The organism is Thiohalomonas denitrificans, from assembly GCF_900102855.1.
GTDB classification, from domain to species: Bacteria; Pseudomonadota; Gammaproteobacteria; order Thiohalomonadales; family Thiohalomonadaceae; genus Thiohalomonas; species Thiohalomonas denitrificans.
Window position 1 is genome coordinate 208,083 of sequence record NZ_FMWD01000007.1, and the last position, 23,018, is coordinate 231,100.

Genomic DNA, 23,018 nt, shown 5'->3' on the forward strand with positions numbered 1-23,018 from the left:
TCTGTGGTAAAAAATCCAGGTTAACCAACTTCCACCGCTGCTTCGGTCCGCCGAGGCTTGTCGGACTCCCCCTGCAGTATCCCCTTCTCGCCTTCCAGGCGTCCGATGATAACCGCGCCACAGGAGTCCCCGAAGGTGTTTACCGCCGTACGGGTCATATCGAGGATCCGATCCACGGCCAGGATCAAACCGATTCCCTCGGCAGGCAAACCGATTGCTGCAAGGATGATGGTGATCGCCACCAGGCTGGCGGCGGGAATCCCGGCGACTCCAATCGAGGTAAGCAGTGCAAGAGTCACGACCGTGAACTGCTGGGCAAAGGAGAGATCGAGCCCATAGGCCTGGGCAATGAAAATGGCGGCCACACACTCATAAAGCGCCGTGCCGTCCATGTTCACCGTCGACCCCAGCGGCAGAACAACGCTACTGGTGCGGTTGGAGACACCCGCGTTCTTTTCGACACACTCCATGGTCAACGGCAGGGTCGCCGCGGAAGAGGCGGTGGAGAAAGCCGTCAGCAGTGCCGGTGCCATGGCCTGGTAATGACGCAATGGATTGACTCGTGCCACGAACAGCAGCAGCAGCGGCATGGTGACCAGGAAATGAAAGGCGAGCGCGCCGAGAACCGTAAAAAAGAAGGCTACCAGGGGACCGACGGCCTCAAGCCCGGTGGTCGCCACCACCTTGGCAACCAGCGCAAAGACACCGACAGGGGCGAATTTCATGACCCAGTCGGTGATAGCCATCATGGTCTGGAAAATGCCCTGCCAAAAATTGTATTGGGCGTCGGCGTAGTCCTGCTGGATTCGGGTCATGAAGTAGCCGAACAGCAGGCTGAAGAAAATCAGCCCCAGCATCTGGCCATCGGCGGCGGCAGCGACCACGTTCACGGGTACCATACGCAGGAAAACGTCGGCAACGTCTCCCATACCCCGTCCCGCGACACGCGCCTCAATCTCGCTGGTATCAGCGCTGAAGCCGAAAACCTCCCCCGGATCGCCGTTGACTACCCCCGGGGCGAAGAGATTGACAAGCACCAACCCCACCAGAATGGCCAGCAGACTCGTGCTGAAGTAGTAAATCACCGTCCTTGACCCGAGACGGCCCAATCCCTTCGCACCACCAACACCGGCCACTCCGGTGATGATTGCAGCCACTACCAGGGGAACGATAAGCATCTTCAGCGCATTCAGGAACAGCGTTCCTACGAAATCGAATAGCTGATAGAAAGTTATGCCGAACAGGGCCGCTTCCTGGCCGGCAGCAAGGCCAGCGGGAACCGCCAGGCCCAGCGCAATGAGAATCTGCCAGTGAAGCTTCAGCCGCATTAATCCCCCTATTCGATCGCGAACTCCGGTGGAGCATACCGGATCCGGAAGGGGCAGTGTAGGTAGGGGATTACTATTACTAACAAAGGATGTGCTGGCCCCGTGGCCAGCGATGTAGGTCAGGCTTCAGCCCGTCGTAACCCGATGACGGCCTGAACGACCTACAGGCATCCGGGCATCCCTGCCCACAAGAGGCCCGCCAATGGGCTATTGAGGTCTTGTTATGTCTGCGCGCTTCTGCAGAGCCTCAACCAGTCCCGAGTAGATATGCTCGCTCGCGGCCTGTCGCAGTGCCTGCCGGGCCTGTTGCCGCTGCGCCTCCCCAACCTCGGTCTGACCCGACTCGACGCCATACAGGGCGATAACGGCCTGATCACCCGAATCGAGCGTAACGGCACGTGCGGTCGGCGTATCTCCGCCGGGGCGGGGCATGGCAAATGCCGCAGCGATGATTGAGCGGTCTGGCTCCGAAGCATCCCGCTCCAGAGCGGCGATCTCCTGCCACTCCTGGCCCACCACCTCAGCTACCTCGGAGGGCGCCTCGCCTGCATTGATATGCTCAACCAGGCTGGCAGCTTTTTCAGCCGCCAGTGCGGCCATTTGCTGCTCGCGCAGGAGTGAGCGGATATCCTCCCCGACCTCATCGAGTGGCTTTTTGGTCGCCGGAAAGTGTTCGCGAACCCGCAGGACCACCAAGCTTCCCGAATCCAATTCGATGGTCTGACTATTATTGCCCCCCGATAGAACATCTTCACTGAAGGCCGCTTCGGCAAACTCACGGCTGGCAGCCACCCCCTCTTCAGCCCCTTGACGAGGGAAGGCTTCAGTCTGTCTGATTTCGAGGCCCAGCTCTTCCGCCGCCGGCTCAAGCGAGTCCGGCTGCTCATAGGTCAGATTCGCCAGCCGATCCGCCAAGTCATAAAAATACTCATCGGCCTGTTCACGACGCACATCCTCCCGAATCTGGTCGCGAACCGCCGAGTAGGGCTCGACCTCACTCTCCCGGACCGTCTCAAGCTCGATGAGGTGATAGCCGAATTCACTGCGAACCGGTTCGCTCACCTCACCCTCCTGCATGGCGAATACCGCTTCCTCGAAAGCCGGAACCATGGCTCCGCGTTCAAAGAACCCGAGATCACCCCCATCACTGGCGGACCCGATATCATCGGAATACTCTTTTGCCAATTCCGCCAGGGACGCACCCTCTTCCAGCCGGGTGACCATCTCCTGCACCTTCTTCTCAGCGGCCTGCACCTCAGCTTCGGTCGCGTCGGAATCCACCGCAATCAGAAGGTGCCGGGCGCGGCGCTGTTCGGGTGAGCGATAATTTTCCTCGTGGGCTTCATAGCGCGCACGCAGGACCGATTCTTCGACCTCGAACCCGGACGCCAGCTCTTCCCGATTCAGCTCCAGATAGGCGACCTTGACGCGCTCAGGGACCATGAATTGCCCAGGGTTCTCCTGGTAGTAAGCGGCTATCTCATCCTCGGTCACAACGACCTCGTCGGAAAAGGTGTTCGCCGGCAGTTGCAGATAACCAATGTGCCGCTGCTGATTCTGCACGCGCAAAAAGGCGTCTACCTGGCGCTCCGTGATGAAATCCGTAGTGACAAAGCCGCGATAGAGCTGCTCGGTCACGAGATCACGCCGGACCTGGGATTCGAAATAGGCCGGTTGCATGCCTTGCTGTGACAGCAGCTGCTGATAGCGGGCCGGATCGAAGCCGGCATCACCCTGAAAGGCTTCCATACTGCGGATACTCTGCGACAGATGCGCATCGGACACTCTAAGTCCATTCTCCGCAGCAGCCTGGGTTAGCAGTTCCTGCCGGATCAGCTTCTGGAGCACCTGCTGCCTGATCTGCTCCTCGGGGAACTGGCCGAGATCAAACTCGTCCCCCATCAGCTCCTGCAGCCGCTGTCGCTCCTGGTAGTAGGCGCGCTGCAGCTGCTCCTGGGAGATGGATACACCATCCACCTCTGCCGCAGGAGCTCCGCGGCCCCCACCGAAATACTCGTTCACGCCCCATAGCGCAAACGGAATACTAATCAGTATAACGATCACCCAGGCGATCCACCCTTGCGCCCTCTGGCGAATTAAATCAAGCATCGGTACTCCGATTTGCATCCGGTTATCTGGAAATCTGCCCTATTCGACCGCAGAAGGCCTGGAGTGTTCTCCGGGTGACAGATTTTTGGTTTGCTGCAGCCTTCCACGCCGATAATGGACGGCATAAAAAAAGGGCGCAACTGAGTTGCGCCCTTTTTGCGATGGCGGAGTGGACGGGACTCGAACCCGCGACCCCCGGCGTGACAGGCCGGTATTCTAACCAGCTGAACTACCACTCCTGAACTCAAATTTTGGTGGGTGCTGAGGGGATCGAACCCCCGACCCTCGCCTTGTAAGGGCGATGCTCTCCCAGCTGAGCTAAGCACCCTGGACCAAAGGCGCGCTAGTTTACTGCATCCTTAAGCGCTTTGCCAGCCTTGAAGCTGGGCATTTTGGATGCTGCGATTTCAATCGACTCACCGGTGCGCGGATTGCGGCCTGTACGAGCGGCCCGCTCGCGAACCAGGAAGGTGCCAAAACCGACCAGATTGACCTGTTCACCATTTTTGAGGGCACCAGTCACGGCGTCAAACATGGCGTCTACTGCACGACCTGCGGCCGCTTTGGAAATGTCGGCACCAGCGGCAACCGCATCGATCAACTCGGATTTATTCACAGAATAACTCTCCCCTTGTGATTATTTGAGTTCGGTGTCTCGGAATGAAACGAGATTAAGTCCGCCTGAAAAAAAAACACCGCCTCATTTTCCCCATTGGGCGGCTACGCGACACCGCAGTTTTATACCAACTGGCTTCAAGACGTGTCAAGCAACCCTTCCAGCCTTTGAGGCGATGTTAACGGATTCCGTTGTAGCCGGGGCCGCGATGAGCGGCCCCGATGGTCCTTCCTTAGCAGATTCCTAGTGCGTATGGACCGTTTTCGGGTCTCCGGATTTCCCTTTCTGCTCGACCAGTTCCACCTCTTCCTTTTCAGGGAGAGGTTCCGGCTTGTGCGCCAAGGCAATATCCAGGACCTGATCGATCCAGTTGGCGGGACAAATTTCCAGCTTTTCTTTGATGTTGTCCGGGACCTCTTCGAGGTTGCGTTCGTTCTCCTCAGGGATAATCACGGTCTTGATCCCACCGCGATGGGCCGCAAGCAGCTTCTCCTTGAGGCCCCCGATAGGCAGCACCTCGCCCCGCAGCGTGATCTCGCCAGTCATAGCGACATCGGCACGCACCGGGATGCCAGTCAACGCCGACACCAGAGCGGTACACATGCCGACACCAGCCGATGGGCCATCCTTCGGGATCGCGCCCTCGGGCACATGGATGTGGATGTCATTTTTTTCATAGAAATCCGGATCAATACCGAGCATCCGGGCACGGCTGCGGACCACACTCATTGCGGCCTGAATCGACTCCTTCATCACGTCGCCCAACTGACCGGTGACGGCATTCTTGCCTTTGCCGGGCATTACCGCTGTCTCGATAGAAAGCAACTCGCCCCCAACCTCGGTCCATGCCAGACCGGTCACCTGGCCGACCCGATCGGCCTCTTCAGCGAGCCCGTAACGGAAGCGGCGCACCCCGAGAAAATCGTTAAGATTTTCCCCGTTCACCACCACCTTCTTTTCCTTGGGCTGCAGCTGGATTTCCTTGACCACCTTGCGGCAGACTTTCGCGATCTCCCGCTGCAGGTTGCGAACTCCGGCCTCACGGGTGTAATGGCGGATAATACCGTAGAGACCATCGTCGGTGATCTCCAGTTCATCCTCCTTCACGCCATTGGCTTTCAGCTCCTTCGGCACAAGATAGCGCTTGGCGATATTGAGCTTCTCTTCCTCTGTATAACCGGCAAGGCGAATCACTTCCATTCGGTCAAGCAGCGGACCGGGAATATTCATGGAGTTGGAGGTTGCGACGAACATCACGTCCGAAAGGTCATAGTCCACTTCCAGATAGTGATCGTTGAACGTGTGATTCTGCTCGGGGTCCAGCACCTCCAGCAGCGCAGAAGCCGGATCACCGCGGAAGTCCATGGCCATCTTGTCGATTTCATCGAGTAGAAACAGCGGGTTCCGGCTCTCCGCCTTCGCCAGGTTCTGGATAATCTTGCCAGGCAGCGAACCGATATAGGTCCGGCGATGCCCCCGGATCTCCGCCTCGTCACGCACACCACCCAGGCTCATGCGCAGGAATTTGCGGTTCGTGGCTCGGGCAATGGACTGTCCAAGGGAGGTCTTACCCACCCCCGGCGGCCCCACCAGGCAGAGGATCGGGCCCTTGAGCTTCCTGACACGCTGCTGAACAGCCAGATACTCGAGGATGCGCTCCTTGACCTTCTCCAGCCCGTAATGGTCCGCATCCAGCACCTCTTCGGCCTGGGCCAGGTCGTGGCGCACGCGGGTCTTCTTCTTCCAGGGCACCGACACCAGCCAATCGATGTAGTTGCGCACCACCGTTGCTTCGGCAGACATGGGCGACATCATCTTCAGCTTGTTCATTTCGGCGGTGGCCTTCTCCTTGGCCTCCTTGGTCATGCCCGCCTTCTCGATCTTGTTTTCCAGGTCCTCGATCTCGTTGGGTGCATCCTCCATCTCACCCAATTCCTTCTGAATGGCCTTCATCTGTTCGTTGAGATAGTACTCGCGCTGGCTCTTCTCCATCTGGCGCTTGACGCGGCCACGGATGCGCTTTTCTACCTGAAGCAGATCCAGCTCGGACTCGATCACACCAAGCAGATATTCGAAGCGGTCGCGCAGATCGGTGATCTCCAGGATCTCCTGTTTCTCATCGATCTTCAGCGACATGTGGGCAGCGATGGTATCCACCAGCCGGTGGGTATCCTCAATCCCCGACAGGGAAGTCAGCACCTCCGGCGGAACCTTTTTGTTCAGCTTCACGTACTGATCGAACTGGTTCAGCACCGATCGTGAGAGTACCTCCCCTTCCCGCTCATCCAGCGGTTCCGATTCGAGCATCTCCACCTGTGCGGTAAAGAACTCCTCATTGGGCAGGAAATGGGAGATTTTTGCCCGCTGGTCACCTTCGACCAACACTTTCACAGTCCCATCCGGAAGTTTCAGCAACTGCAGAATGTTGGAGACGGTACCGATCCGATAGATATCGTCCTGGGTCGGGTCATCCTCCCCGGCACTCTTTTGAGCGACCAGCAGGATTTCCTTATCGTCTGCCATGGCCGCCTCAAGGGCTTTGATGGACTTGTCGCGGCCGACGAAGAGCGGAATCACCATATGCGGATAGACCACCACATCCCGCAACGGCAGGACAGGCATGGAGCGCATCTGGTCGGTCACTTCGGAAATCTTGTCCGTCATTGAGGCACCTCTTCGAGGGTCACGGCTCGTTTCTCTACAGCGGAGCCGTGCCAATTAAACCTGAGTAAGTTACTTCACTATTGAATACTTTGGGACAGCCAACGGAAGAATCAAGGCACTAGTGTACTGTTGCATGCTTGGCGATACTTTCAGAGCCCCCCAAAAACGTCAGGACAAGGCGCAGCGCGCAGGCAATGGTTGTTCCCTTGTCAAGCGCTGCAACGCCGTAATGGCGTTTTTGGGGGGCTCCCTTCGGGCGAGCCGCTGGCCGGCCATCTGCGGCGTTACGTTTCTTGGAAAGGGCGCGCCATTCCCTGCGAAACGCGCCTTGCAACTGACCGGCCAGCGGCTCGCTGAAAGCACCGCCAAGCATGCAACAGTACACCAACTGATCCAAAGGATTCACAATTCACCAAAGGATCGCAAGGATCAGGGGTTAAAAAAAGGGCCGGCTTGACCGGCCGGCCCTTGATTGGACTCTGTTGCGGATATTACGTTCCGCTCAGTCGGTAGCCGCGGCCGACTTTTCCGAGCCCTTGTAGATAAGAAGCGGTTCCGATTCGCCGGAAATCACGCCATTGTCGATGACAACCTTGCTGACCCCTTCCATGGAAGGAAGGTCGTACATGATATCCAGCAGCACCGACTCGAGGATCGAACGGAGTCCGCGGGCGCCGGTCTTGCGCTGCATGGCCTTCCGCGCTACCGCCATCAGTGCATCCTCACGCAACTCGAACTCCACACCCTCCATCTCGAACAGCTTGGTGTACTGCTTGGAGAGCGCATTCTTCGGCTCGGTGAGGATCTGAACCAGCGCGTCCTCGTCCAACTCCTCAAGTGTGGCGTGGACCGGCAAGCGTCCCACAAATTCCGGGATCAGTCCGTATTTGACCAGGTCTTCCGGCTCGACACTCTGGATGACCTCGCTCGCGCTCCTTGCGGTGGCCTTGCTTTTCACCTCGGCGGAAAAGCCGATACCACCCTTTTCGGAGCGATCGCGGATCACCTTGTCGAGTCCGGCGAACGCGCCACCGCAGATGAACAGCATGCTGCTGGTATCCACCTGGAGGAATTCCTGCTGCGGATGCTTGCGGCCACCCTGCGGCGGCACCGATGCGACAGTTCCCTCGATCAGCTTCAGCAGCGCCTGCTGTACACCCTCGCCGGAGACATCCCGGGTGATCGAGGGGTTGTCCGACTTGCGGGAAATCTTGTCGATCTCATCGATGTAAACGATGCCGTTCTGTGCCTTCTCAACGTCGTAATCGCACTTCTGCAGCAACTTCTGGATAATATTCTCCACATCCTCACCGACATAACCCGCTTCGGTCAGGGTGGTGGCGTCGGCAATGGTGAACGGTACATTCAGCAACCGCGCCAAGGTCTCCGCCAGCAGGGTTTTGCCACTACCGGTGGGACCAATCAGGAGAATATTGCTCTTGGACAGCTCGACCTCGTCCTTCTTGAGGCCGGCCTCGAGGCGTTTGTAGTGGTTGTATACCGCTACAGAGAGTACCTTTTTGGCCCGCTTCTGGCCGATCACGTACTCATCGAGACTGTCATTGATCTCATGCGGTGTAGGCAGTTTGCTCCGTGAAGTGCCGGTAGCGTCCTCCTGCACCTCTTCGCGGATAATGTCGTTGCAAAGCTCAACGCACTCATCGCAGATGAAGACGGACGGACCGGCGATCAGCTTCCGCACCTCGTGCTGGCTCTTTCCACAAAAAGAGCAGTACAGCAGCTTGCCATTGTCTTCGCCCGTATTTTTACTCTCGTCGCTCATCAGCCTATCCCATCCGAATGCCGGGTATCTGTCTTACAACATGCACAGTCAGAGCTCATTTTTCAAGCCCGACCTGCTTACTATGTTATTGTTTCCGCCCGGCGCCGGGTCATTTACCCGCCGTCGAGAGGGTCGTTTCGCGATTTTCGAGTACGCTATCAATCAACCCATACTCGATGGCCGCCTCACCGCTCATGAAGTTGTCGCGCTCGGTATCCGCCTGAATGCGTTCGAGCGGCTGTTTGGTGTGCTTGGCCAGGATACCGTTGAGTCGTGCGCGCGTGTCCAGAATCTCCTTGGCGTGGATCTCGAAGTCGGTAGCCTGGCCCTGGAAGCCACCCAGAGGCTGATGGATCATCACGCGGGAGTTGGGTAACGCATAGCGCTTGCCCTCAGCGCCGCCGGCAAGAAGGATCGCCCCCATGCTGGCCGCCTGCCCGATGCACAGGGTGCTCACATCCGGTTTAATGAACTGCATCGTGTCATAGATCGAAAGCCCGGCGGTAACCGCACCGCCCGGCGAATTGATGTAGAGATGGATGTCCTTATCCGGGTTTTCAGACTCCAGGAACAGCAGCTGGGCTACCAGCAGGTTCGCCGAGTAATCCTCGACCGGCCCCACCATGAAAATGACTCGTTCCTTGAGCAGCCTGGAATAGATGTCGTAAGCGCGCTCACCACGCGAGGTCTGCTCCACTACCATGGGTACAAGACCCACATTGGAAATCGAATGCTGTTGGCTCATGGTGTTGTTATCGGTCATTATTTCGTGTCCCTTTAGAGTTTTTTCATTGCTGCTGAGGGTTCATGAGTTCGTCGAAGCCCTTGGACTCCTCGGTGACTTTCGCCTGTTCCAGGAACCAGTCCACGACACGATCTTCAAGCACTGCCGACTCCACCTCGCCGAGACGACGCTGATCACCGAAGTACCAGCTACGCACCTCTTCCGGCTTCTCGTAACTGGCCGCAATCTTCTCGACCGCTGCCCGCACCTGTTCGGGTTCCGCCTTGAGTTCATTGCGCTTGATGATTTCGGCCAGAATCAGACCGAGGGTCACACGCTTGGCGGCCTGCTCCTCGAACATGGATGGGGATAGGTCCGGACCCTGCTTGCCCTGTGGAACCTGCATGTTTTGCCGCATCTGCTCAAGAAGCGCCTGACTTTCGTTTTCAATCAGTGCCTTGGGAATCTCTACGTCATTCAGCTCGACCAGCTTGTCCATCACCTGCTGTTTGACCCGGGCCTTCAGGGTTTGTTCAAGCTCGCGCTCCATGTTGTCGCGCACTTCCTTTTTGAGGGCCTCGGCGCTCTCGACTCCGAAACGCTTGGCGAACTCGTCGTCGATCTCCGGGAGATTGGGCTGCTCGACCGCATGGATTTTGACCTGGAACTGGGCCGGCTTACCGGCTACTTCCTTATAACCATAGTCGTCCGGGAAAGTAAGATCGAGTGTGCGCTCCTCACCCGCCTTCGCACCCTTCAGCCCTTCCTCGAAACCGGGAATCATACGGCCGCTGTCAATGGTCACCGGGACATTCTCGCCCTCCCCACCCTCGAAGGGCTCACCATCAATGGTGCCCTTGAAGTCAATCACCACCCGATCACCGTCGCCGGCTTCGCGGTCAACCTTCACCCAGTCGGCGTTCTGTTTGCGCAGGGTTTCCAGCATCTTCTCGACATCGGCATCGGTCACCTCGGAGGTCACCTTGTCGACCTCGACACCTTCCACGGGGGCAGGCTCGATCTCGGGCATCACCTCGAAAGTGGCCGTGTAGGCAAACCCTTCCTGATTTTCGTCGCCCTCCTTCGGCTCCACCCGGGGATGCCCTGCGGGACGAAGGTTCTCCTGGCCCACGGCTTCATAGAAGCTGGATTGCACCACTTCCCCGAGGACTTCCTGGCGGACCTGGTCGCCGTAGCGGGTTTTGATCACTTTCATTGGCACCTTACCGGGCCGGAAACCCTTGATGCGGGTGGTGCGCGCCATTTGCTGGAGGCGCTTGTCGACCTCCCGGGAAATCTGCTCCTCGGGGATGTCAACGGTCATGCGGCGCTCGAGTCCGCCAGTCGCTTCTACTGAAACCTGCATCTTAACTCCTTGACATTTCTACAATTCGATAGTGTGAAAACCGACTGAAAAAACTTCACCTGGGAATCACATAAAACGTGTTCGAGGCAGATATACCACCCCGACCCTGATGTATGGTGCGAAAGGGGAGACTCGAACTCCCACGGGTTGCCCCACTGGAACCTAAATCCAGCGCGTCTACCAATTCCGCCACTTTCGCTAAAATTCCGGGGATTATACAAAGAGAAAGGGGTGCACGGACAGGGGGCGTACGTTTCCGCGCATAACCGCATGGATAGTGGCATCTAAAAAGCAAAGACCCCTCGCGTGAGGGGTCAATACGAATCTGGTGGGCCGTCAAGGATTCGAACCTTGGACCTACTGATTAAGAGTCAGCTGCTCTACCAACTGAGCTAACGGCCCCGTGAAGGTCGCCTAGTTAATCAAATTCGGCGGCAGCGATCAAGCCCAACTTCGAGATTGAAGGCAGTCGCACTGCAGTTTCATTTGATAACATAGTCGTTCAGCCGCATGCGTGGAAAGTCGTGGAGTTTCCCCTAATTGCCGGATTCATTGTCGGCCTGTTCAATACCCTTCACTGTGTCGGAATGTGCGGAGGCATTATGGGTGCGCTCACCTTCAGTCTCCCTGCCGATGTGCGTGAACGGCGCCCCCGGCTTCTGACCTATCTGGCCGCATACAATGGAGGGCGCATTCTCAGCTATGCCGCAGCCGGCGCCCTACTCGGCGGACTTGGGGCCAGTCTGCTCGGTATTTTCGGCGATCGGGGGCACGCGCTGCTGCAAGGGCTCGCCGCACTCCTGATGACCGGTATCGGCTTGTATATTGCCGGGGGGGTCCCCAAATTCGCACTGGTGGAGCGACTCGGCATCCCGCTATGGCGGCGCCTCGAGCCACTCGGGCGCAGGATGCTACCGGTCCGTTCTCCCATCCAGGCCCTGCTGTACGGAACCATTTGGGGCTGGCTTCCGTGCGGGACCGTATACAGCATGCTGCTCTGGACCGTCGCGGCTCAGGGACCGGTCGAGGGCATGCTGGCGATGGCCGCATTCGGGGCGGGCACTTTACCTGCTGTTATGGGCGCGGGTATGCTTACCGCATGGCTGGGCCGTATAAGCCGTCGACCCGCGGTTCGTCGCGTGGCCGGTCTAAGTCTGATTGCACTCGCCATCGGTAGTGTTGCTCTCACAGAACCGCTGCACCGATTGGGACCTTCGCTTTCTGTTCACTAAAAGTGATTTGGCATGAGCTCTTTCGAAAAAGAACTATTGGGCGATGCCCCCGAATTCCAGGCGGTGATCCGTTCCGCTGAAGTGATCGCCGCAACGGACGTCACCGTCTTGATCCTGGGGGAAAGTGGCACCGGAAAAGAACTGCTGGCCCGGGCGGTCCATGCCCGAAGCCGACGGGCAGAGGCGCCATTTGTGACCATTAACTGCGCCGCCTTGCCGGAAGGACTCGCTGAATCCGAACTCTTCGGCCATTGCAAAGGTGCGTTTACGGGGGCGGTCAACGAAAATGTTGGGCGCGTGCGGGCAGCCGAAGGCGGGACCCTGTTCCTGGACGAGATCGGCGAACTTCCTCTGGCTATCCAGGCCAAGCTGTTGCGTTTTCTCGAATCCGGCGAATGCCAGGCAGTGGGGAGCACCCACTGCCGCCAGATCAATACCCGCATTGTCGCTGCCACTCATCGCGATCTGCACTCGCTGGTTCAGGAAGGCCGCTTCCGTGAAGATCTCTATTACCGGCTCAACGTGATACCGCTGGAAGTTCCACCCCTTCGCCATCGCACCGGTGACACTCTGCGGCTGGTGCCGATGTTCACCCGCCAGCTGGCCGACCAGCACGGGTTAGAGGCGCCGCGCCTCCTGCCTGAAGCCCTCGATGCGATGGAAACCTACGATTGGCCCGGCAACGTCAGAGAGTTGCGCAACGTCTGCGAACGCCTGGTAATCCTCTTCGGCGGGCGTGAGGTCACAGTGGATAACCTTCCCGCCGAAATACGGCATAAAACAACCGCCGCCACCCGCATTAACGGTTTCGAGCTTCCGGACGGGGGGATTCGTTTCGACCAGCTGGAGCAGTCACTGCTCCTCCAGGCGCTGGAGAAAAGTCGCGGCAATCGCAGCCGGGCCGCCCGTCTGGTCGGTCTCACCCGCGATACGTTTCTCTATCGTCTGAAGAAATACGCGATTGGCTGAAGCTACCGGACGATATCGCATCGCGACTGTCCATTAGGGCATCGGATCACGCAGGAGGCGGGATTATCCCCCCGCACCAGCAAAAAAGGGCGCACCACGGTGCGCCCTTTTTCATGCAACGGGGATTTAATGGCTCATGGAGCTATGGTCCATTTTTTCACCGCTCATGCCGCCCATGGAGCCGCCGGGACGGACCTCGTACATCAATTCCATTTTCTCTCCATTGGCAAACTCGAGCGTTACCGGCACTTTTTCGCCCGCCTTCAGCGCCTGTTTCGGCTTCATGAGCATCAGGTGATACCCCTTCGGCTCGAACGTAACCGATCCGCCCGCCGGAATCGTCACTTTCATTTGATGGACCATCTTGGCCAACCCGTCCTCGACGATCGTTCTGTGCAGCATCACATTGTCGTAAGCGGGGCTCTGCGCGGCCACCAGGGCACGCTCGTTTTCACCATGGTTGTGGAGCACCATGTAGCCGGCCATGGCCTTGGAAGTCGGCGGTGCCTCCCGAATCCATGGGTCTTCAACCATCACCCCATTTCCAGCAGCCTGTACAGCGGCGGACAGACAGAGGAATGCAGGAATCATCAGTGTCTTGAGCACTTTCATCATTTTTCCCTTCTCGGTTGTCAAAAAAAATCACGAACCCGCACCGAACGCTCCGGTAACAGGTTTTTCTCTCACCTAAATTGTGCCGAGGCCTGCAGCCTTGGGGTGCGGCCCGGCTCGCTGCTCAGACCTCTCGATATCGGCGCCTCCCCTTCCAGGAAGCCCGATTATAAATCTGCTCCTCGAACATTCTCGACCTGTCGATTAACGAAGCGCAAAAGTCATCCTGAAAGAGACCTCGAGCGGTAACGCCACCGTTTCCGGCGGCGTGGGCATCGGAAGGGCCGCTTCGACGGCATCCTCTGCGGCCGCTTGCAGAACGCTGTTTTTGCCGGACGTGTGAAGGCCCCGGATCTCACCTCTCTCCCGGATCGAAAAGGTCACCTCCACCTCCCCCTGAATCCCCCGGCGGCGAGCCGCGCGGGGATAATGCTTATGCGCTTCAATGCGGGCGATGAGGCGGGCAAAGTATTCGTTCTTCTCCCGTTCGACGAGTTTCGGATCATGCACTGACTGCCCGGCCACCGCCGGGGGCGGTTCCACCGCCTTTTCTGCAGTCGGCTGTGATGGCGACGGTGGCTGTTGCGGCTGCGGCTCGGCTTCGGCCGGCTCGGGACGAACCTCCGGTTCAGGCTCGGGCTTTGGTTCTGGCTTGGGCTCGGGCTTGGGCTTTGGTTCGGGCTTGGGCTCCGGCTTTGGTTCAGGTTCGGGCTTGGGCTCCGGCTTCGGAGGCTCGGGTTCCGGCTCCGGCGGCTTTTCAACCGTTTCTGGCGGTACTTCCGGCGGAGGCGAGGCCACGGAGCGAAAGCTGACTCGCGTCACCGCCTGTTGCTGGCTGGGAAGCGGCTCTTCCGTACCCAGGCGGGTACCGGCATTGAAGAACAGACTGCCGTGGACCATGGCAGAGATCAGAAACGCTCCGACCCAGATTCCTGCATCGCGCCGTCTCATTTCGTTTCGGTTACGATGTCCACTGCTTCGGCCCCGGCCTTGCGTGCCGTATCCAGAACCTTCACCGCAGAACCGAGATCGGCGCCGCGATCTCCGCGAATCCGTACCACGCGATTCTCACGCTGTTCCAGAGCGCGGCGTAGCGTAGCTTCCAGCGCCTCGGGGTCGACCACATGATCATTCATCAGAAAGCGACCCTGGGCATTGATGATCACTTCCAGCTGATCATCCTCCCCGGTGGCTTCGCCACTTTCCGCCACCGGGAGATCGATATTGAGGGCCTCTTCCCGCACAAAATGCGAGGTCAGCATGAAGAACACCAGCAGCAGAAAGACGGCATCGATCAACGGCGTCAGATTGGGCATCTGAGTGGCTCGCCGCCGCCCTTCAAAATGCATGGATTCCCCCGTCCCGATGGTGCACCGCATCCTCCTCCTCGTCCGCCTCCGGGGCATGCGGAAGCCGTTCAAGTACGAGGGAAGCGCAGGCCTTCATGGACTGTGCACGACGATCGGCCATCCCTTCCAACAGGTGCAGAATGAGCAGGACGGGAATGGCCACGGCAAGCCCGACACCGGTCGTGACCATCGCCTCCCAGATGCCGCCGGCCAGAGCCTGTGCGTCGACCCGGCCTCCAGCGGCCTCAATCACCATGAAGGCCTTGATCATGCCGGTGATGGTGCCAAACAGCCCGAGCAGCGGTGCGGTGTTGCCGAGTATGGCCAGGGTGCGAAAGCCCCGTTCCATGCGCTGCAGTTCCTGGGAGCCGACCCGCTCTGCGACACGACTCAATTCACGGATTCCCTCGCCGCTGGCCTCGAGGACGGCGCGCATGACATTCACTTCCGGGCCGCGGTGCCGGGCCGTCAGCTTCCCGAGCGTACCCACATGGAGCGCCGAGCGGGCCTGCTTCCCAAAGTCGGTAGGGACACGGCCAAGCAGCGCAAAGTGGATCAACCTTTCGACAATGATGGTCAAGGCCACCAGGGAATAGCCGGCCAGGATCCACACCACTGGTCCGCCCTTCGCGAACAACTCCGAAATCATCATGGTCGTACCGTCCGAAAACACGAGTAAAACAGGATTGACCCCGCCAGTGCGGTCAATCGTGGTGACCCTGCAGAAGGCATGCCAAACGTAACCTTTTGATAAGAATTATCATTGCGGAAAAAAAGGCGGCTGTGTGTGGCATATGACGCGGCAGGCGCGGCATATGCCGCGAGAATTCCAGCAGATTACCATCGACAGAAAACGGGGGATTGCCGAGAACAACAGTGGATCTTGAGAAGGCGCAGAAAGGCAAAAAAAAAGCTTAGGCGATGCCTAAGCTTTCTTGTATGGGGTGGACGAGGGGACTTGAACCCCCGACCACTGGAGTCACAATCCAGGGCTCTACCAACTGAGCTACGTCCACCACTGTACTTTGTACTACCGGGCATTTGGCGCGCCCGGCAGGACTCGAACCTGCGACCCTCGGCTTAGAAGGCCGATGCTCTATCCAGCTGAGCTACGGGCGCCTTGATCGAGCCTCTTGTCCCCACTTCGGGACGTTCTGGTCGGGGTAGAGGGATTCGAACCCCCGACATCCTGCTCCCAAAGCAGGCGCGCTACCAGACTGCGCTATACCCCGAGTATTTCGCGAAACGACCCAGGAACCGTTATGTGCGCGAGGAAAGCCGGCGATAATACCCATCATGTCACCCCTCGTCAATGCTTCGGCCCATTCCCATCGCGAATGAACCGAACAGCGGGTCCCTTCCAGCTTGGCGTCAGTGAGGCCCCATGCGAGAATTACGCGTTTTTCACGGTCGTTCCAAAACGGGGCAGCGAATGAGCGCACAGATCATCGATGGCAAAGCCACCGCGGCGGCAATCCGCAGTGAACTGAAACAGAAGGTAGACGAGCGCCTCGCGGCCGGCGGCCGAGCGCCCGGCCTGGCGGTGATCCTGGTGGGCGAGGATCCGGCATCCCGGGTCTACGTGGCGCACAAGCGCAAGGATTGCGACGAGGTGGGATTCAACTCCGTCTCTCACGATCTGCCGGCAGATACCTCACAGGAGGAACTGCTCGCACTCATCGACGATCTCAATGGCGACGCGGCCATAGACGGCATTCTGGTCCAGCTGCCGCTGCCTGCACATATCGATACCGAAGCGGTGATCGAACGCATCGACCCCCGCAAGGATGTCGATGGCTTCCACCCCTGCAATGTGGGGCGTCTGGCCCTGCGCATACCCATCCTGCGCCCCTGTACGCCACGCGGGGTGATGACCCTGCTGGAACGCACAGGCGAACCGCTGGAAGGCAAAAACGCAGTCGTGGTCGGGGCCTCCAACATCGTCGGACGCCCAATGGCTCTGGAACTGCTGATGGCCCGCTGTACCGTCACCGTCTGTCACAGCAAGACACGCGACCTGCAGGCCCACCTGGCCGCTGCCGATATCGTGGTGGCTGCGGTCGGGATCGCCGGATTCATCAAGGGCGAGTGGATCAAGCCCGGAGCCATGGTCATGGATGTGGGTATCAACCGTCGGGAAGACGGGCGGCTGGTGGGCGATGTGGAATTTGACAGCGCCAGCGAGCGTGCCGGCTGGATTACACCGGTGCCGGGCGGGGTCGGCCCCATGACCCGCGCCACTCTGCTCCAGAACACCTTCGACGCTGCCCTGCGCCGGGATTCCTGACCGACGCAGACAGCGCCGCAAGCGGTCGTAGCCTCGTCAGCGGCTCAATGGCGTTTGGCGATAAGGTCATCGACCCAGCTGAGGGCCGCGGCCACGTTGGGAAAACCAATCGTGCTGGTGACGAGAATGATGGCATGCCGCACCTCGTCCGGAGTGGCCCCGGACTCCAGCGCGCGCCGGGCATGGCTATGGACAGCACCTTCAGAGCGCAAGGCTGCAGCGGCACTCAACTGCACCAGGTGCGCCACCTTGTCATCCAGCGGACCCGCCTTGCGCACCGCAGCTCCCAACTCCTCGACGGCTTCGATGAAGCCGGGGTGACGCTCCTGTATCGATCGATGCCAACCGGGCTTCGGGGCTTGCTCGGACATCATGACCTCCGGACGAATAAGGGATTTCAGTCTTCATATTAGCCGCCCTTCCCCACCTCGACCGAACTCGTTACTGCTTCCGGAAGCAGTGGCAGGAACCGCGTTCCGGGCCATTGGCCCAATGGCAGGGCCGTTTACGCCTCCTGATTAATGAACCATTGAATTTCGAACCACGGGGTACACGGGGCACACGGGGAAAAAGCCGACCAACTTGTTGTACTCGGTGGTTACCCGTTCATTGACTCGGGCGTGTACAGCAGGGGGTACGGCTCGCAATGACGTCCGCGTTCTCTCGAGTCGCTTGGTGGATGCGCTTTCGCTTATCCACCCTACCAGGTGATTACTCTGAACCACGGGGAACACGGGGCGCACGGTACAACCTGTTTTACCCCGTGGTCCCCGTGTACCCCGTGGTTACCAGCTCTTCATTGATTCGGGCCTGCCCAGCAGGGGGTCCGGCTGGCCATGCATTTTACTCCCGGCGCCAGGTGGTCCCCCCGGGCGAATCTTCGAGCACAATCCCTTGCGCCTGGAGTTCATCGCGAATGCGATCGGCGGTGGCAAAGTCCCGGTTCTGGCGCGCCAGGATGCGCTCCTCGATGAGCTTGTCGATCTCCTCATCCGAGGGCCCGCCGGCTGCGGCACCGCCCTGGAGAAACGCCTGCGGGTCCCGCTGCAAGAGTCCGAGCAGACCCGCCAGGGACTTGAGCAGCGCACCGTACCGACCGGCCCGCTCCGGCTCCGAATCACGGCAACGGTTCATCTCGTGGGCCAGTTCGAACAGCACCGCCAGCGCCTCTGAGGTCCCGAAATCATCATCCATGGCCGCATAGAAGCGTTCGGCATGGCCATCCGGTTCCCCCGCTTCCAAGGGTGGCAAATCGAGCCCCTTCAGTGCGTTGTAGAGCGTGGTGAGCGCAGCCTTGGCACTCTCCAGATGCTGGTCCGAATAATTGAGAGGACTGCGGTAGTGGCTGGTGAGGATGAAATAGCGCACCACCTCCGGGTCGTACTGCTTGAGCACTTCGCGGATGGTAAAGAAATTGCCCAGGGACTTGGACATCTTCTCGTCATCGATGCGCACAAACCCGTTGTGTAGCCAGTAATTCACGAATTTACAGCCGCAGGCGCCCTCGGACTGGGCTATCTCGTTTTCGTGGTGGGGAAATTGCAGATCCAGTCCGCCGCCATGGATGTCGAAATGTTCACCCAGGCTATGGGTCGACATGGCCGAACACTCGATGTGCCAACCCGGCCGGCCCTTGCCCCAGGGCGAATTCCAGGCCGGCTCGTCCGGTTTGGCGGCCTTCCAGAGCACAAAATCGAGCGGGTCCCGCTTCGCCTCCCCGACCTCCACGCGTGATCCGGCACGCAGATCATCGGGGTTCTTTCCCGACAGCCGGCCGTATCCCTCGAAACTGGAGACGTCGTAGTAGACATCGCCGTTATCCGCCGGGTAGGCATGATCCTTTTCGATCAGCGTCCCGATCATGTCGATGATCTGGGACATGTAGAGGGTGGCACGCGGCTCCTCATCGGGTTCTTCGACCCCGAGCGCCTTCGCGTCCTCGTGCATGAACCCGATGAAGCGTTCGGTCAGCGCACTGATATCCTCGCCGTTTTCATTGGCCCGGGCGATGATCTTGTCGTCGATGTCGGTGATGTTGCGTACGTAGGTCACCTGCTCTTCACCATAAAGGTGCCGGAGATAGCGGTTAATCACATCGAACACCACCAGCACGCGGGCGTGTCCGATATGGCAGTAGTCATACACCGTCATGCCGCAGACGTACATTCTCACCCGCTCGGGGTCGATGGGAACGAACAGCTCCTTCTTGCGGGTGAGATTGTTGTGGACCTTGAGTTCGTGCTGATACGCCATTATTGATTCCTGATGGGTTGACTACCGACTACACCTACACACACCGCTTCCCCACACGCCGGTCCGGTGCAAACCGGGCACGAAACGGATTTTCGGGTGACTCCGGGCATAGCCGCGAATGGTAGCCGAATCAAGGAATCATCACCAATAGCGGCCTGACGCCCGCGGGGGCGCGTCCTCCTGCTTGAGCTCCTCGGCGAATCTCTGCACACTCCTGCCTCTGCGGTGCACATGTGTGTTTTTAGCGCCTGGTGCTTACGAGGAGCCCCGCGACGAAGTAATCTCCTGCTCCCAACCCCAGGATTGCCGCGTCGCCGGGGCTCCTCCTGAAGAACTTGCCCCCGTGTCATTACGAGGAGCCTAAGCGACGAAGTAATCTCCTGCTCCCAATACCCTAGATTGCCGCATCGCTGGGGCTCCTCGCAATGACGGCTAAGAATTCGTCATTGATTCGGAGCCGCGCAGCGGCGGGTACGGCTCGCAATCGATGGACATTCACCACTGTTCGGGGTCACGGAGCGGCGGGTGGAGCTCGCTTAAAAGCTTGCGGTTAGCCAGACTCCCGAAAGCCGCCTTTATCCCGCTCCCCGCAGCCGATATGATGGGCGTTTTCGTTCACAGCGAGGATGGCTTCAATGAAGCGACTGCTAACCGGTTTACTGCTATGCGCCTTCCTGTCCACAGCCAGCGCGGCTGCCGATACCCAGTCACGGGTCGAGATGGAGACCAGCAAGGGGAAAATCGTACTGGAGCTGTATCCCGAAAAGGCACCCGAAACAGTGGAAAACTTCCTGCGCTATGCGGAAGACGGCTTTTTTGACGGCACCATCTTTCATCGGGTGATTCAGGGCTTCATGATCCAGGGTGGTGGCTTCACCCCCGATATGCAGCGCAAGCCAACCCGAGCGCCCGTGGTCAACGAAGCCGACAACGGTTTGAGCAACGAGACCGGTACCATCGCCATGGCCCGCACCAGCGATCCCCATTCAGCCACCTCACAGTTTTTCATCAACGTGTCCGACAATCGTCCCCTGGATTTCACCGGCCGTACGCCGCGAGGCTGGGGCTACACCGTATTCGGACGTGTGGTCGAGGGCATGGATGTGGTCAAACAGATCGAAAACAGCGCCACAACCATTCGTAACGGTCACCGCGATGTACCTGAAGACAACGTCATCATCGAAAAAGTCAGCCGCATCAACCATGCAAGCCAATAAGTAAAACCTTTCGCAAACGAACTCACTGCAAAGCCGCCGGAAATTTGGAATTCAGTCGTAGCGGCGCAGCGGTGAACTGCGGACAACCGAGGAATCGAAAACGTGATCAAAATGCACACCAATTTCGGCACCATTACGCTTCAGCTCAATGCGGAAAAGGCGCCGATCACCACCGAAAACTTCCTGCGATACACCCGGGAGGGCTTCTACGACGGCACCATTTTTCACCGGGTCATCGAGGGCTTCATGATCCAGGGTGGCGGAATGGAGCCGGGCATGAGGGAAAAGAAGACCCACGAGCCGATCCAGAACGAAGCGGATAATGGTCTGCCCAACCAACGCGGCACCATCGCCATGGCTCGCACCATGGATCCCCACTCGGCAACGGCCCAGTTCTTCATCAACCTCAAGGACAATACCTTCCTCAACCACAGCGCACCCTCCGCACAGGGCTGGGGTTACTGCGTTTTCGGTGAGGTGGTCGACGGCATGGATGTAGTCGATAAAATCAAAGAGGTCCCAACCGGCAACAAGGGGCACCACCAGGATGTGCCGGTCGACGATGTGATCATCGAAAAAGTGGAAGAAGTCGCTGACGCCTGATGGCATCGACGCTCTTCATTTCCGACCTGCACCTGAGCGAGGAGCGGCCCGAAACCCTCGGGCTGTTCTCGCGGTTTCTGCAGGAGCGGGCCCGGGAGGCGAGTACGCTGTATATCCTGGGTGACCTGTTCGAGGTGTGGCTGGGTGATGACCTGCTCCCGCCCGGCTGCGCACAGGTGCTGGCGGAGCTGAAGCAACTCACCGACGCCGGAACCACGGTGCGGGTGATGCCCGGCAATCGGGATTTCCTGCTCGGGGAGGGTTTTGAACAGGCCACCGGTTGCGAATTGCTGCAAGAACCGACCCGGCAGAAGATTGCCGGCACCCCGACACTGCTCCTGCACGGAGACACGCTCTGCACCGACGATGTTGCCTATCAAACGATGCGGCACACGCTGCGCGATCCGGCCTGGATCCGCGACTTCCTCAACAGGACTCCGGAAGAACGTATCGCAGTGGCACGACAGTTACGGGAAAAAAGCCGGGAGGCAACCGGTACCAAAGAGTGCGCCATCATGGACGTCAATGCCGAGGCGGTTTCCGCGGCCTTCCGCGAGCATAGGGTCGAGCGCCTCATTCACGGCCACACCCACCGGCCCGCACGACATGAAAGCGAGTTCGACGGAACCCCGGTCGAGCGCTTCGTGCTCGGCGACTGGAGCGATCACGCCGAGATCCTCACCTGTGACGAAAACGGCTGCCAATTGGAGCGGTTCGCCTGATGCGACGCTGGATCTTCAACGGCAAAGGAACTCGTAGCGGAAAAGGAGTTTCGAGTGCACCTATCGTAAGGTGCTCCTCACGCAAGATTCACCCGGAGCCCTCCAGATAGGCAAGCTCTGCTTCGGAAAAGCCCGCCTGGCGGCGCGCCTCCCGGTGAAAGGGACCCTGCAATGGGCTTTTCATATACTCGTCGATCAATGCCCGGAAGGTCGATTCCGGCTCCAGGTCCCGGTCCGCACAGAGGAAACGGAACCAGTGATCGCCGATGGCCACATGGCCGATTTCATCGCGCAGGATAATGTCCAGCAGCGCCGCACCCTCGGCATCCCCCGCCTCCAGCAACCGGGCCTTGATACCCGGAGTGACATCCAGCCCCCGGGCTTCCAGACAACGGGGGACAAGCGCCATGCGAATCAGAGGATCATGGGCAGTCTTCCCGGCCATCTCCCACAGCCCGTTGTGACCGGGGAAATCTCCATAGACATGCCCCAAGCCACGTAAATGATCGCGTAGCAGGGTGAAGTGATACGCCTCCTCGCCGGCCACCCGAACCCAGTCGTCATAGAACGCCCGGGGCATGCCCCGAAAGCGGTAGGCCGCATCCCAGGCGAGATTGATGGCATTGAATTCGATGTGGGCCAGGGCGTGGAAAAGGACCGCCCTGCCCTCGGGCGTTGTGGGCCGGCGTTTGGGCAGGTCGCGGGGCGAAACCAGCTTCAGGGCCAAAGGCCGGCCCGGCTGTCCAACGGGCTCGGGTACGCTCTTCTCATCCCCGGCCAATTCACCCGCCCGCCATGCCTCGACTGCCGCTTGGGTGCAGGCAACTTTTTCATCGGCCTCGCAGGCATCAAGGCAGGCCTTTGCCGCGGTGAACAGTGTCTCACTCATAAGGTGGAGTCTACCAAGAACGCTGGAACGCTACAGGGCGGTCATGGCCGTCAAAGGGCACCGCCTATTTTGAAACGAGCACCACCTGCTCCGTGGCCCCTTGTCCCTGCTGTCATTACGAGCCGTACCCGTCGCTGCGCGCCGCCGAACCAGTGACGAACTTCCCTCTTGTCATAGCGAAGAGCCTCAGCGACGAAGCTATCTCGAAGTGCCAAGTACCAGATTGCCGCGTCGCCGGGGCTCCTCCTGAAGAACTTGCCCCCGCTGTCATTACGAGGAGCCCAAGCGACGAAGT

The 23,018-nt window shown here is 59.2% G+C and carries 21 protein-coding genes and 7 tRNA genes; 7 read left to right on the plus strand and 21 right to left on the minus strand.

Annotated elements, in window-relative coordinates; translation table 11 throughout:
* Window positions 1-20: 20 nt before the first annotated feature.
* The 6 genes from BLP65_RS12395 to lon form a co-directional block, all read right to left on the minus strand.
* A complete protein-coding gene (locus BLP65_RS12395; protein ID WP_175452559.1) occupies window positions 21-1,328 on the minus strand; it encodes a dicarboxylate/amino acid:cation symporter in 1,308 nt (435 codons plus the stop codon).
* Between the two features lie 207 nt (window positions 1,329-1,535).
* Window positions 1,536-3,437 carry a SurA N-terminal domain-containing protein gene (locus BLP65_RS12400; protein WP_175452560.1) on the minus strand — a complete coding sequence of 634 codons (1,902 nt, stop codon included), beginning with the start codon at window positions 3,435-3,437 and terminating at the stop codon, window positions 1,536-1,538.
* 162 nt (window positions 3,438-3,599) lie between these two features.
* A tRNA-Asp gene (locus BLP65_RS12405) sits at window positions 3,600-3,676 on the minus strand.
* A 13-nt stretch (window positions 3,677-3,689) separates the two neighbouring features.
* Window positions 3,690-3,765: transfer RNA gene (locus BLP65_RS12410), tRNA-Val, on the minus strand.
* Between the two features lie 15 nt (window positions 3,766-3,780).
* On the minus strand, window positions 3,781-4,053 hold the full coding sequence (locus tag BLP65_RS12415) for an HU family DNA-binding protein (RefSeq protein WP_092997655.1): 273 nt from the start codon (window positions 4,051-4,053) through the stop codon (window positions 3,781-3,783).
* A gap of 243 nt (window positions 4,054-4,296) precedes the next feature.
* Entirely contained in the window at window positions 4,297-6,717 is a 2,421-nt protein-coding gene (lon, locus tag BLP65_RS12420; RefSeq protein ID WP_092997658.1) for an endopeptidase La, read from the minus strand.
* 133 nt (window positions 6,718-6,850) lie between these two features.
* Here lon and BLP65_RS16975 point away from each other — a divergent pair, with 133 nt between their 5' ends.
* Complete coding sequence (locus BLP65_RS16975; protein WP_092997661.1) at window positions 6,851-7,174, plus strand: hypothetical protein; 324 nt, start codon at window positions 6,851-6,853, stop codon at window positions 7,172-7,174.
* A 45-nt stretch (window positions 7,175-7,219) separates the two neighbouring features.
* Here BLP65_RS16975 and clpX read toward each other — a convergent pair whose 3' ends face one another.
* The 5 genes from clpX to BLP65_RS12450 form a co-directional block, all read right to left on the minus strand.
* Window positions 7,220-8,500 carry an ATP-dependent Clp protease ATP-binding subunit ClpX gene (clpX, locus tag BLP65_RS12430; RefSeq protein ID WP_092997664.1) on the minus strand — a complete coding sequence of 427 codons (1,281 nt, stop codon included), beginning with the start codon at window positions 8,498-8,500 and terminating at the stop codon, window positions 7,220-7,222.
* A gap of 109 nt (window positions 8,501-8,609) precedes the next feature.
* Window positions 8,610-9,263, minus strand: a complete 654-nt coding sequence (clpP, locus tag BLP65_RS12435; RefSeq protein WP_092997667.1) for an ATP-dependent Clp endopeptidase proteolytic subunit ClpP — start codon at window positions 9,261-9,263, stop codon at window positions 8,610-8,612.
* A 25-nt stretch (window positions 9,264-9,288) separates the two neighbouring features.
* A complete protein-coding gene (tig, locus tag BLP65_RS12440; RefSeq protein ID WP_092997670.1) occupies window positions 9,289-10,590 on the minus strand; it encodes a trigger factor in 1,302 nt (433 codons plus the stop codon).
* A 114-nt stretch (window positions 10,591-10,704) separates the two neighbouring features.
* Window positions 10,705-10,789: transfer RNA gene (locus BLP65_RS12445), tRNA-Leu, on the minus strand.
* 127 nt (window positions 10,790-10,916) lie between these two features.
* A tRNA-Lys gene (locus BLP65_RS12450) sits at window positions 10,917-10,992 on the minus strand.
* A gap of 122 nt (window positions 10,993-11,114) precedes the next feature.
* Between BLP65_RS12450 and BLP65_RS12455 the strand changes: the two genes are divergently transcribed.
* Window positions 11,115-11,822 (plus strand): sulfite exporter TauE/SafE family protein, encoded by a 708-nt coding sequence (locus tag BLP65_RS12455; protein ID WP_092997673.1) that lies wholly within the window; start codon window positions 11,115-11,117, stop codon window positions 11,820-11,822.
* A 12-nt stretch (window positions 11,823-11,834) separates the two neighbouring features.
* Window positions 11,835-12,791 (plus strand): sigma-54 interaction domain-containing protein, encoded by a 957-nt coding sequence (locus BLP65_RS12460; protein WP_092997676.1) that lies wholly within the window; start codon window positions 11,835-11,837, stop codon window positions 12,789-12,791.
* A gap of 126 nt (window positions 12,792-12,917) precedes the next feature.
* On the opposite strand, the gene BLP65_RS12465 is transcribed toward BLP65_RS12460, so the two are convergent.
* From BLP65_RS12465 to BLP65_RS12495, 7 genes are all read right to left on the minus strand, one after another.
* Window positions 12,918-13,406 (minus strand): copper chaperone PCu(A)C, encoded by a 489-nt coding sequence (locus BLP65_RS12465; protein ID WP_092997679.1) that lies wholly within the window; start codon window positions 13,404-13,406, stop codon window positions 12,918-12,920.
* Between the two features lie 201 nt (window positions 13,407-13,607).
* Window positions 13,608-14,354, minus strand: coding sequence for a TonB family protein (locus tag BLP65_RS12470; RefSeq protein WP_092997682.1), 747 nt, complete (start codon window positions 14,352-14,354; stop codon window positions 13,608-13,610).
* The gene (locus BLP65_RS12475) at window positions 14,351-14,719 is read right to left on the minus strand and encodes an ExbD/TolR family protein (protein ID WP_175452561.1); all 369 of its coding nucleotides are present in this window, start codon (window positions 14,717-14,719) and stop codon (window positions 14,351-14,353) included. Before BLP65_RS12475 ends, BLP65_RS12470 begins: the two co-directional genes overlap by 4 nt.
* A 22-nt stretch (window positions 14,720-14,741) precedes the next feature.
* Window positions 14,742-15,404, minus strand: a complete 663-nt coding sequence (locus BLP65_RS12480; RefSeq protein ID WP_092997687.1) for a MotA/TolQ/ExbB proton channel family protein — start codon at window positions 15,402-15,404, stop codon at window positions 14,742-14,744.
* A gap of 288 nt (window positions 15,405-15,692) precedes the next feature.
* A tRNA-His gene (locus BLP65_RS12485) sits at window positions 15,693-15,768 on the minus strand.
* Window positions 15,769-15,794: 26 nt separating this feature from the next.
* Window positions 15,795-15,871 (minus strand) — tRNA-Arg (locus BLP65_RS12490).
* A gap of 36 nt (window positions 15,872-15,907) precedes the next feature.
* Window positions 15,908-15,984 (minus strand) — tRNA-Pro (locus tag BLP65_RS12495).
* A 200-nt stretch (window positions 15,985-16,184) separates the two neighbouring features.
* Here BLP65_RS12495 and folD point away from each other — a divergent pair.
* Complete coding sequence (gene folD / locus BLP65_RS12500; protein WP_092997690.1) at window positions 16,185-17,039, plus strand: bifunctional methylenetetrahydrofolate dehydrogenase/methenyltetrahydrofolate cyclohydrolase FolD; 855 nt, start codon at window positions 16,185-16,187, stop codon at window positions 17,037-17,039.
* Between the two features lie 44 nt (window positions 17,040-17,083).
* Here folD and BLP65_RS12505 read toward each other — a convergent pair whose 3' ends face one another.
* Window positions 17,084-17,413: a carboxymuconolactone decarboxylase family protein gene (locus tag BLP65_RS12505; RefSeq protein ID WP_092997693.1), complete on the minus strand. Its 330-nt coding sequence runs from the start codon at window positions 17,411-17,413 to the stop codon at window positions 17,084-17,086.
* A gap of 469 nt (window positions 17,414-17,882) precedes the next feature.
* Window positions 17,883-19,292, minus strand: coding sequence for a cysteine--tRNA ligase (cysS, locus tag BLP65_RS12510; protein WP_092997696.1), 1,410 nt, complete (start codon window positions 19,290-19,292; stop codon window positions 17,883-17,885).
* A 635-nt stretch (window positions 19,293-19,927) separates the two neighbouring features.
* Here cysS and BLP65_RS12515 point away from each other — a divergent pair.
* The 3 genes from BLP65_RS12515 to BLP65_RS12525 all read left to right on the plus strand — a co-directional run bounded on the left by BLP65_RS12515 (window position 19,928) and on the right by BLP65_RS12525 (window position 21,834).
* Entirely contained in the window at window positions 19,928-20,509 is a 582-nt protein-coding gene (locus BLP65_RS12515) for a peptidylprolyl isomerase (RefSeq protein WP_092997699.1), read from the plus strand.
* A 102-nt stretch (window positions 20,510-20,611) separates the two neighbouring features.
* Complete coding sequence (locus BLP65_RS12520) at window positions 20,612-21,112, plus strand: peptidylprolyl isomerase (RefSeq protein WP_092997703.1); 501 nt, start codon at window positions 20,612-20,614, stop codon at window positions 21,110-21,112.
* Complete coding sequence (locus tag BLP65_RS12525; protein ID WP_092997706.1) at window positions 21,112-21,834, plus strand: UDP-2,3-diacylglucosamine diphosphatase; 723 nt, start codon at window positions 21,112-21,114, stop codon at window positions 21,832-21,834. Before BLP65_RS12520 ends, BLP65_RS12525 begins: the two co-directional genes overlap by 1 nt.
* 88 nt (window positions 21,835-21,922) lie before the next feature.
* Here the strand turns inward: BLP65_RS12525 and BLP65_RS12530 are convergent, their stop codons facing one another.
* Window positions 21,923-22,723: a ferritin-like domain-containing protein gene (locus tag BLP65_RS12530; RefSeq protein ID WP_092997709.1), complete on the minus strand. Its 801-nt coding sequence runs from the start codon at window positions 22,721-22,723 to the stop codon at window positions 21,923-21,925.
* Window positions 22,724-23,018 lie beyond the last annotated feature (295 nt).

What these genes read in the sequence shown, in the direction of transcription:
- BLP65_RS12395 (WP_175452559.1), bottom strand. Translation starts at nt 1,328, where the DNA reads ATGCGGCTGAAGCTTCACTGGCAGATTCTCATTGCGCTGGGCCTGGCG.
- BLP65_RS12400 (WP_175452560.1), bottom strand. Translation starts at nt 3,437, where the DNA reads ATGCTTGATTTAATTCGCCAGAGGGCGCAAGGGTGGATCGCCTGGGTG.
- lon (WP_092997658.1), bottom strand. Translation starts at nt 6,717, where the DNA reads ATGACGGACAAGATTTCCGAAGTGACCGACCAGATGCGCTCCATGCCT.
- BLP65_RS16975 (WP_092997661.1), top strand. Translation starts at nt 6,851, where the DNA reads ATGCTTGGCGATACTTTCAGAGCCCCCCAAAAACGTCAGGACAAGGCG.
- clpX (WP_092997664.1), bottom strand. Translation starts at nt 8,500, where the DNA reads ATGAGCGACGAGAGTAAAAATACGGGCGAAGACAATGGCAAGCTGCTG.
- clpP (WP_092997667.1), bottom strand. Translation starts at nt 9,263, where the DNA reads ATGACCGATAACAACACCATGAGCCAACAGCATTCGATTTCCAATGTG.
- tig (WP_092997670.1), bottom strand. Translation starts at nt 10,590, where the DNA reads ATGCAGGTTTCAGTAGAAGCGACTGGCGGACTCGAGCGCCGCATGACC.
- BLP65_RS12460 (WP_092997676.1), top strand. Translation starts at nt 11,835, where the DNA reads ATGAGCTCTTTCGAAAAAGAACTATTGGGCGATGCCCCCGAATTCCAG.
- BLP65_RS12465 (WP_092997679.1), bottom strand. Translation starts at nt 13,406, where the DNA reads ATGATGAAAGTGCTCAAGACACTGATGATTCCTGCATTCCTCTGTCTG.
- BLP65_RS12470 (WP_092997682.1), bottom strand. Translation starts at nt 14,354, where the DNA reads ATGAGACGGCGCGATGCAGGAATCTGGGTCGGAGCGTTTCTGATCTCT.
- BLP65_RS12475 (WP_175452561.1), bottom strand. Translation starts at nt 14,719, where the DNA reads ATGCCCAATCTGACGCCGTTGATCGATGCCGTCTTTCTGCTGCTGGTG.
- BLP65_RS12480 (WP_092997687.1), bottom strand. Translation starts at nt 15,404, where the DNA reads ATGATGATTTCGGAGTTGTTCGCGAAGGGCGGACCAGTGGTGTGGATC.
- folD (WP_092997690.1), top strand. Translation starts at nt 16,185, where the DNA reads ATGAGCGCACAGATCATCGATGGCAAAGCCACCGCGGCGGCAATCCGC.
- BLP65_RS12505 (WP_092997693.1), bottom strand. Translation starts at nt 17,413, where the DNA reads ATGATGTCCGAGCAAGCCCCGAAGCCCGGTTGGCATCGATCGATACAG.
- cysS (WP_092997696.1), bottom strand. Translation starts at nt 19,292, where the DNA reads ATGGCGTATCAGCACGAACTCAAGGTCCACAACAATCTCACCCGCAAG.
- BLP65_RS12515 (WP_092997699.1), top strand. Translation starts at nt 19,928, where the DNA reads ATGAAGCGACTGCTAACCGGTTTACTGCTATGCGCCTTCCTGTCCACA.
- BLP65_RS12525 (WP_092997706.1), top strand. Translation starts at nt 21,112, where the DNA reads ATGGCATCGACGCTCTTCATTTCCGACCTGCACCTGAGCGAGGAGCGG.
- BLP65_RS12530 (WP_092997709.1), bottom strand. Translation starts at nt 22,723, where the DNA reads ATGAGTGAGACACTGTTCACCGCGGCAAAGGCCTGCCTTGATGCCTGC.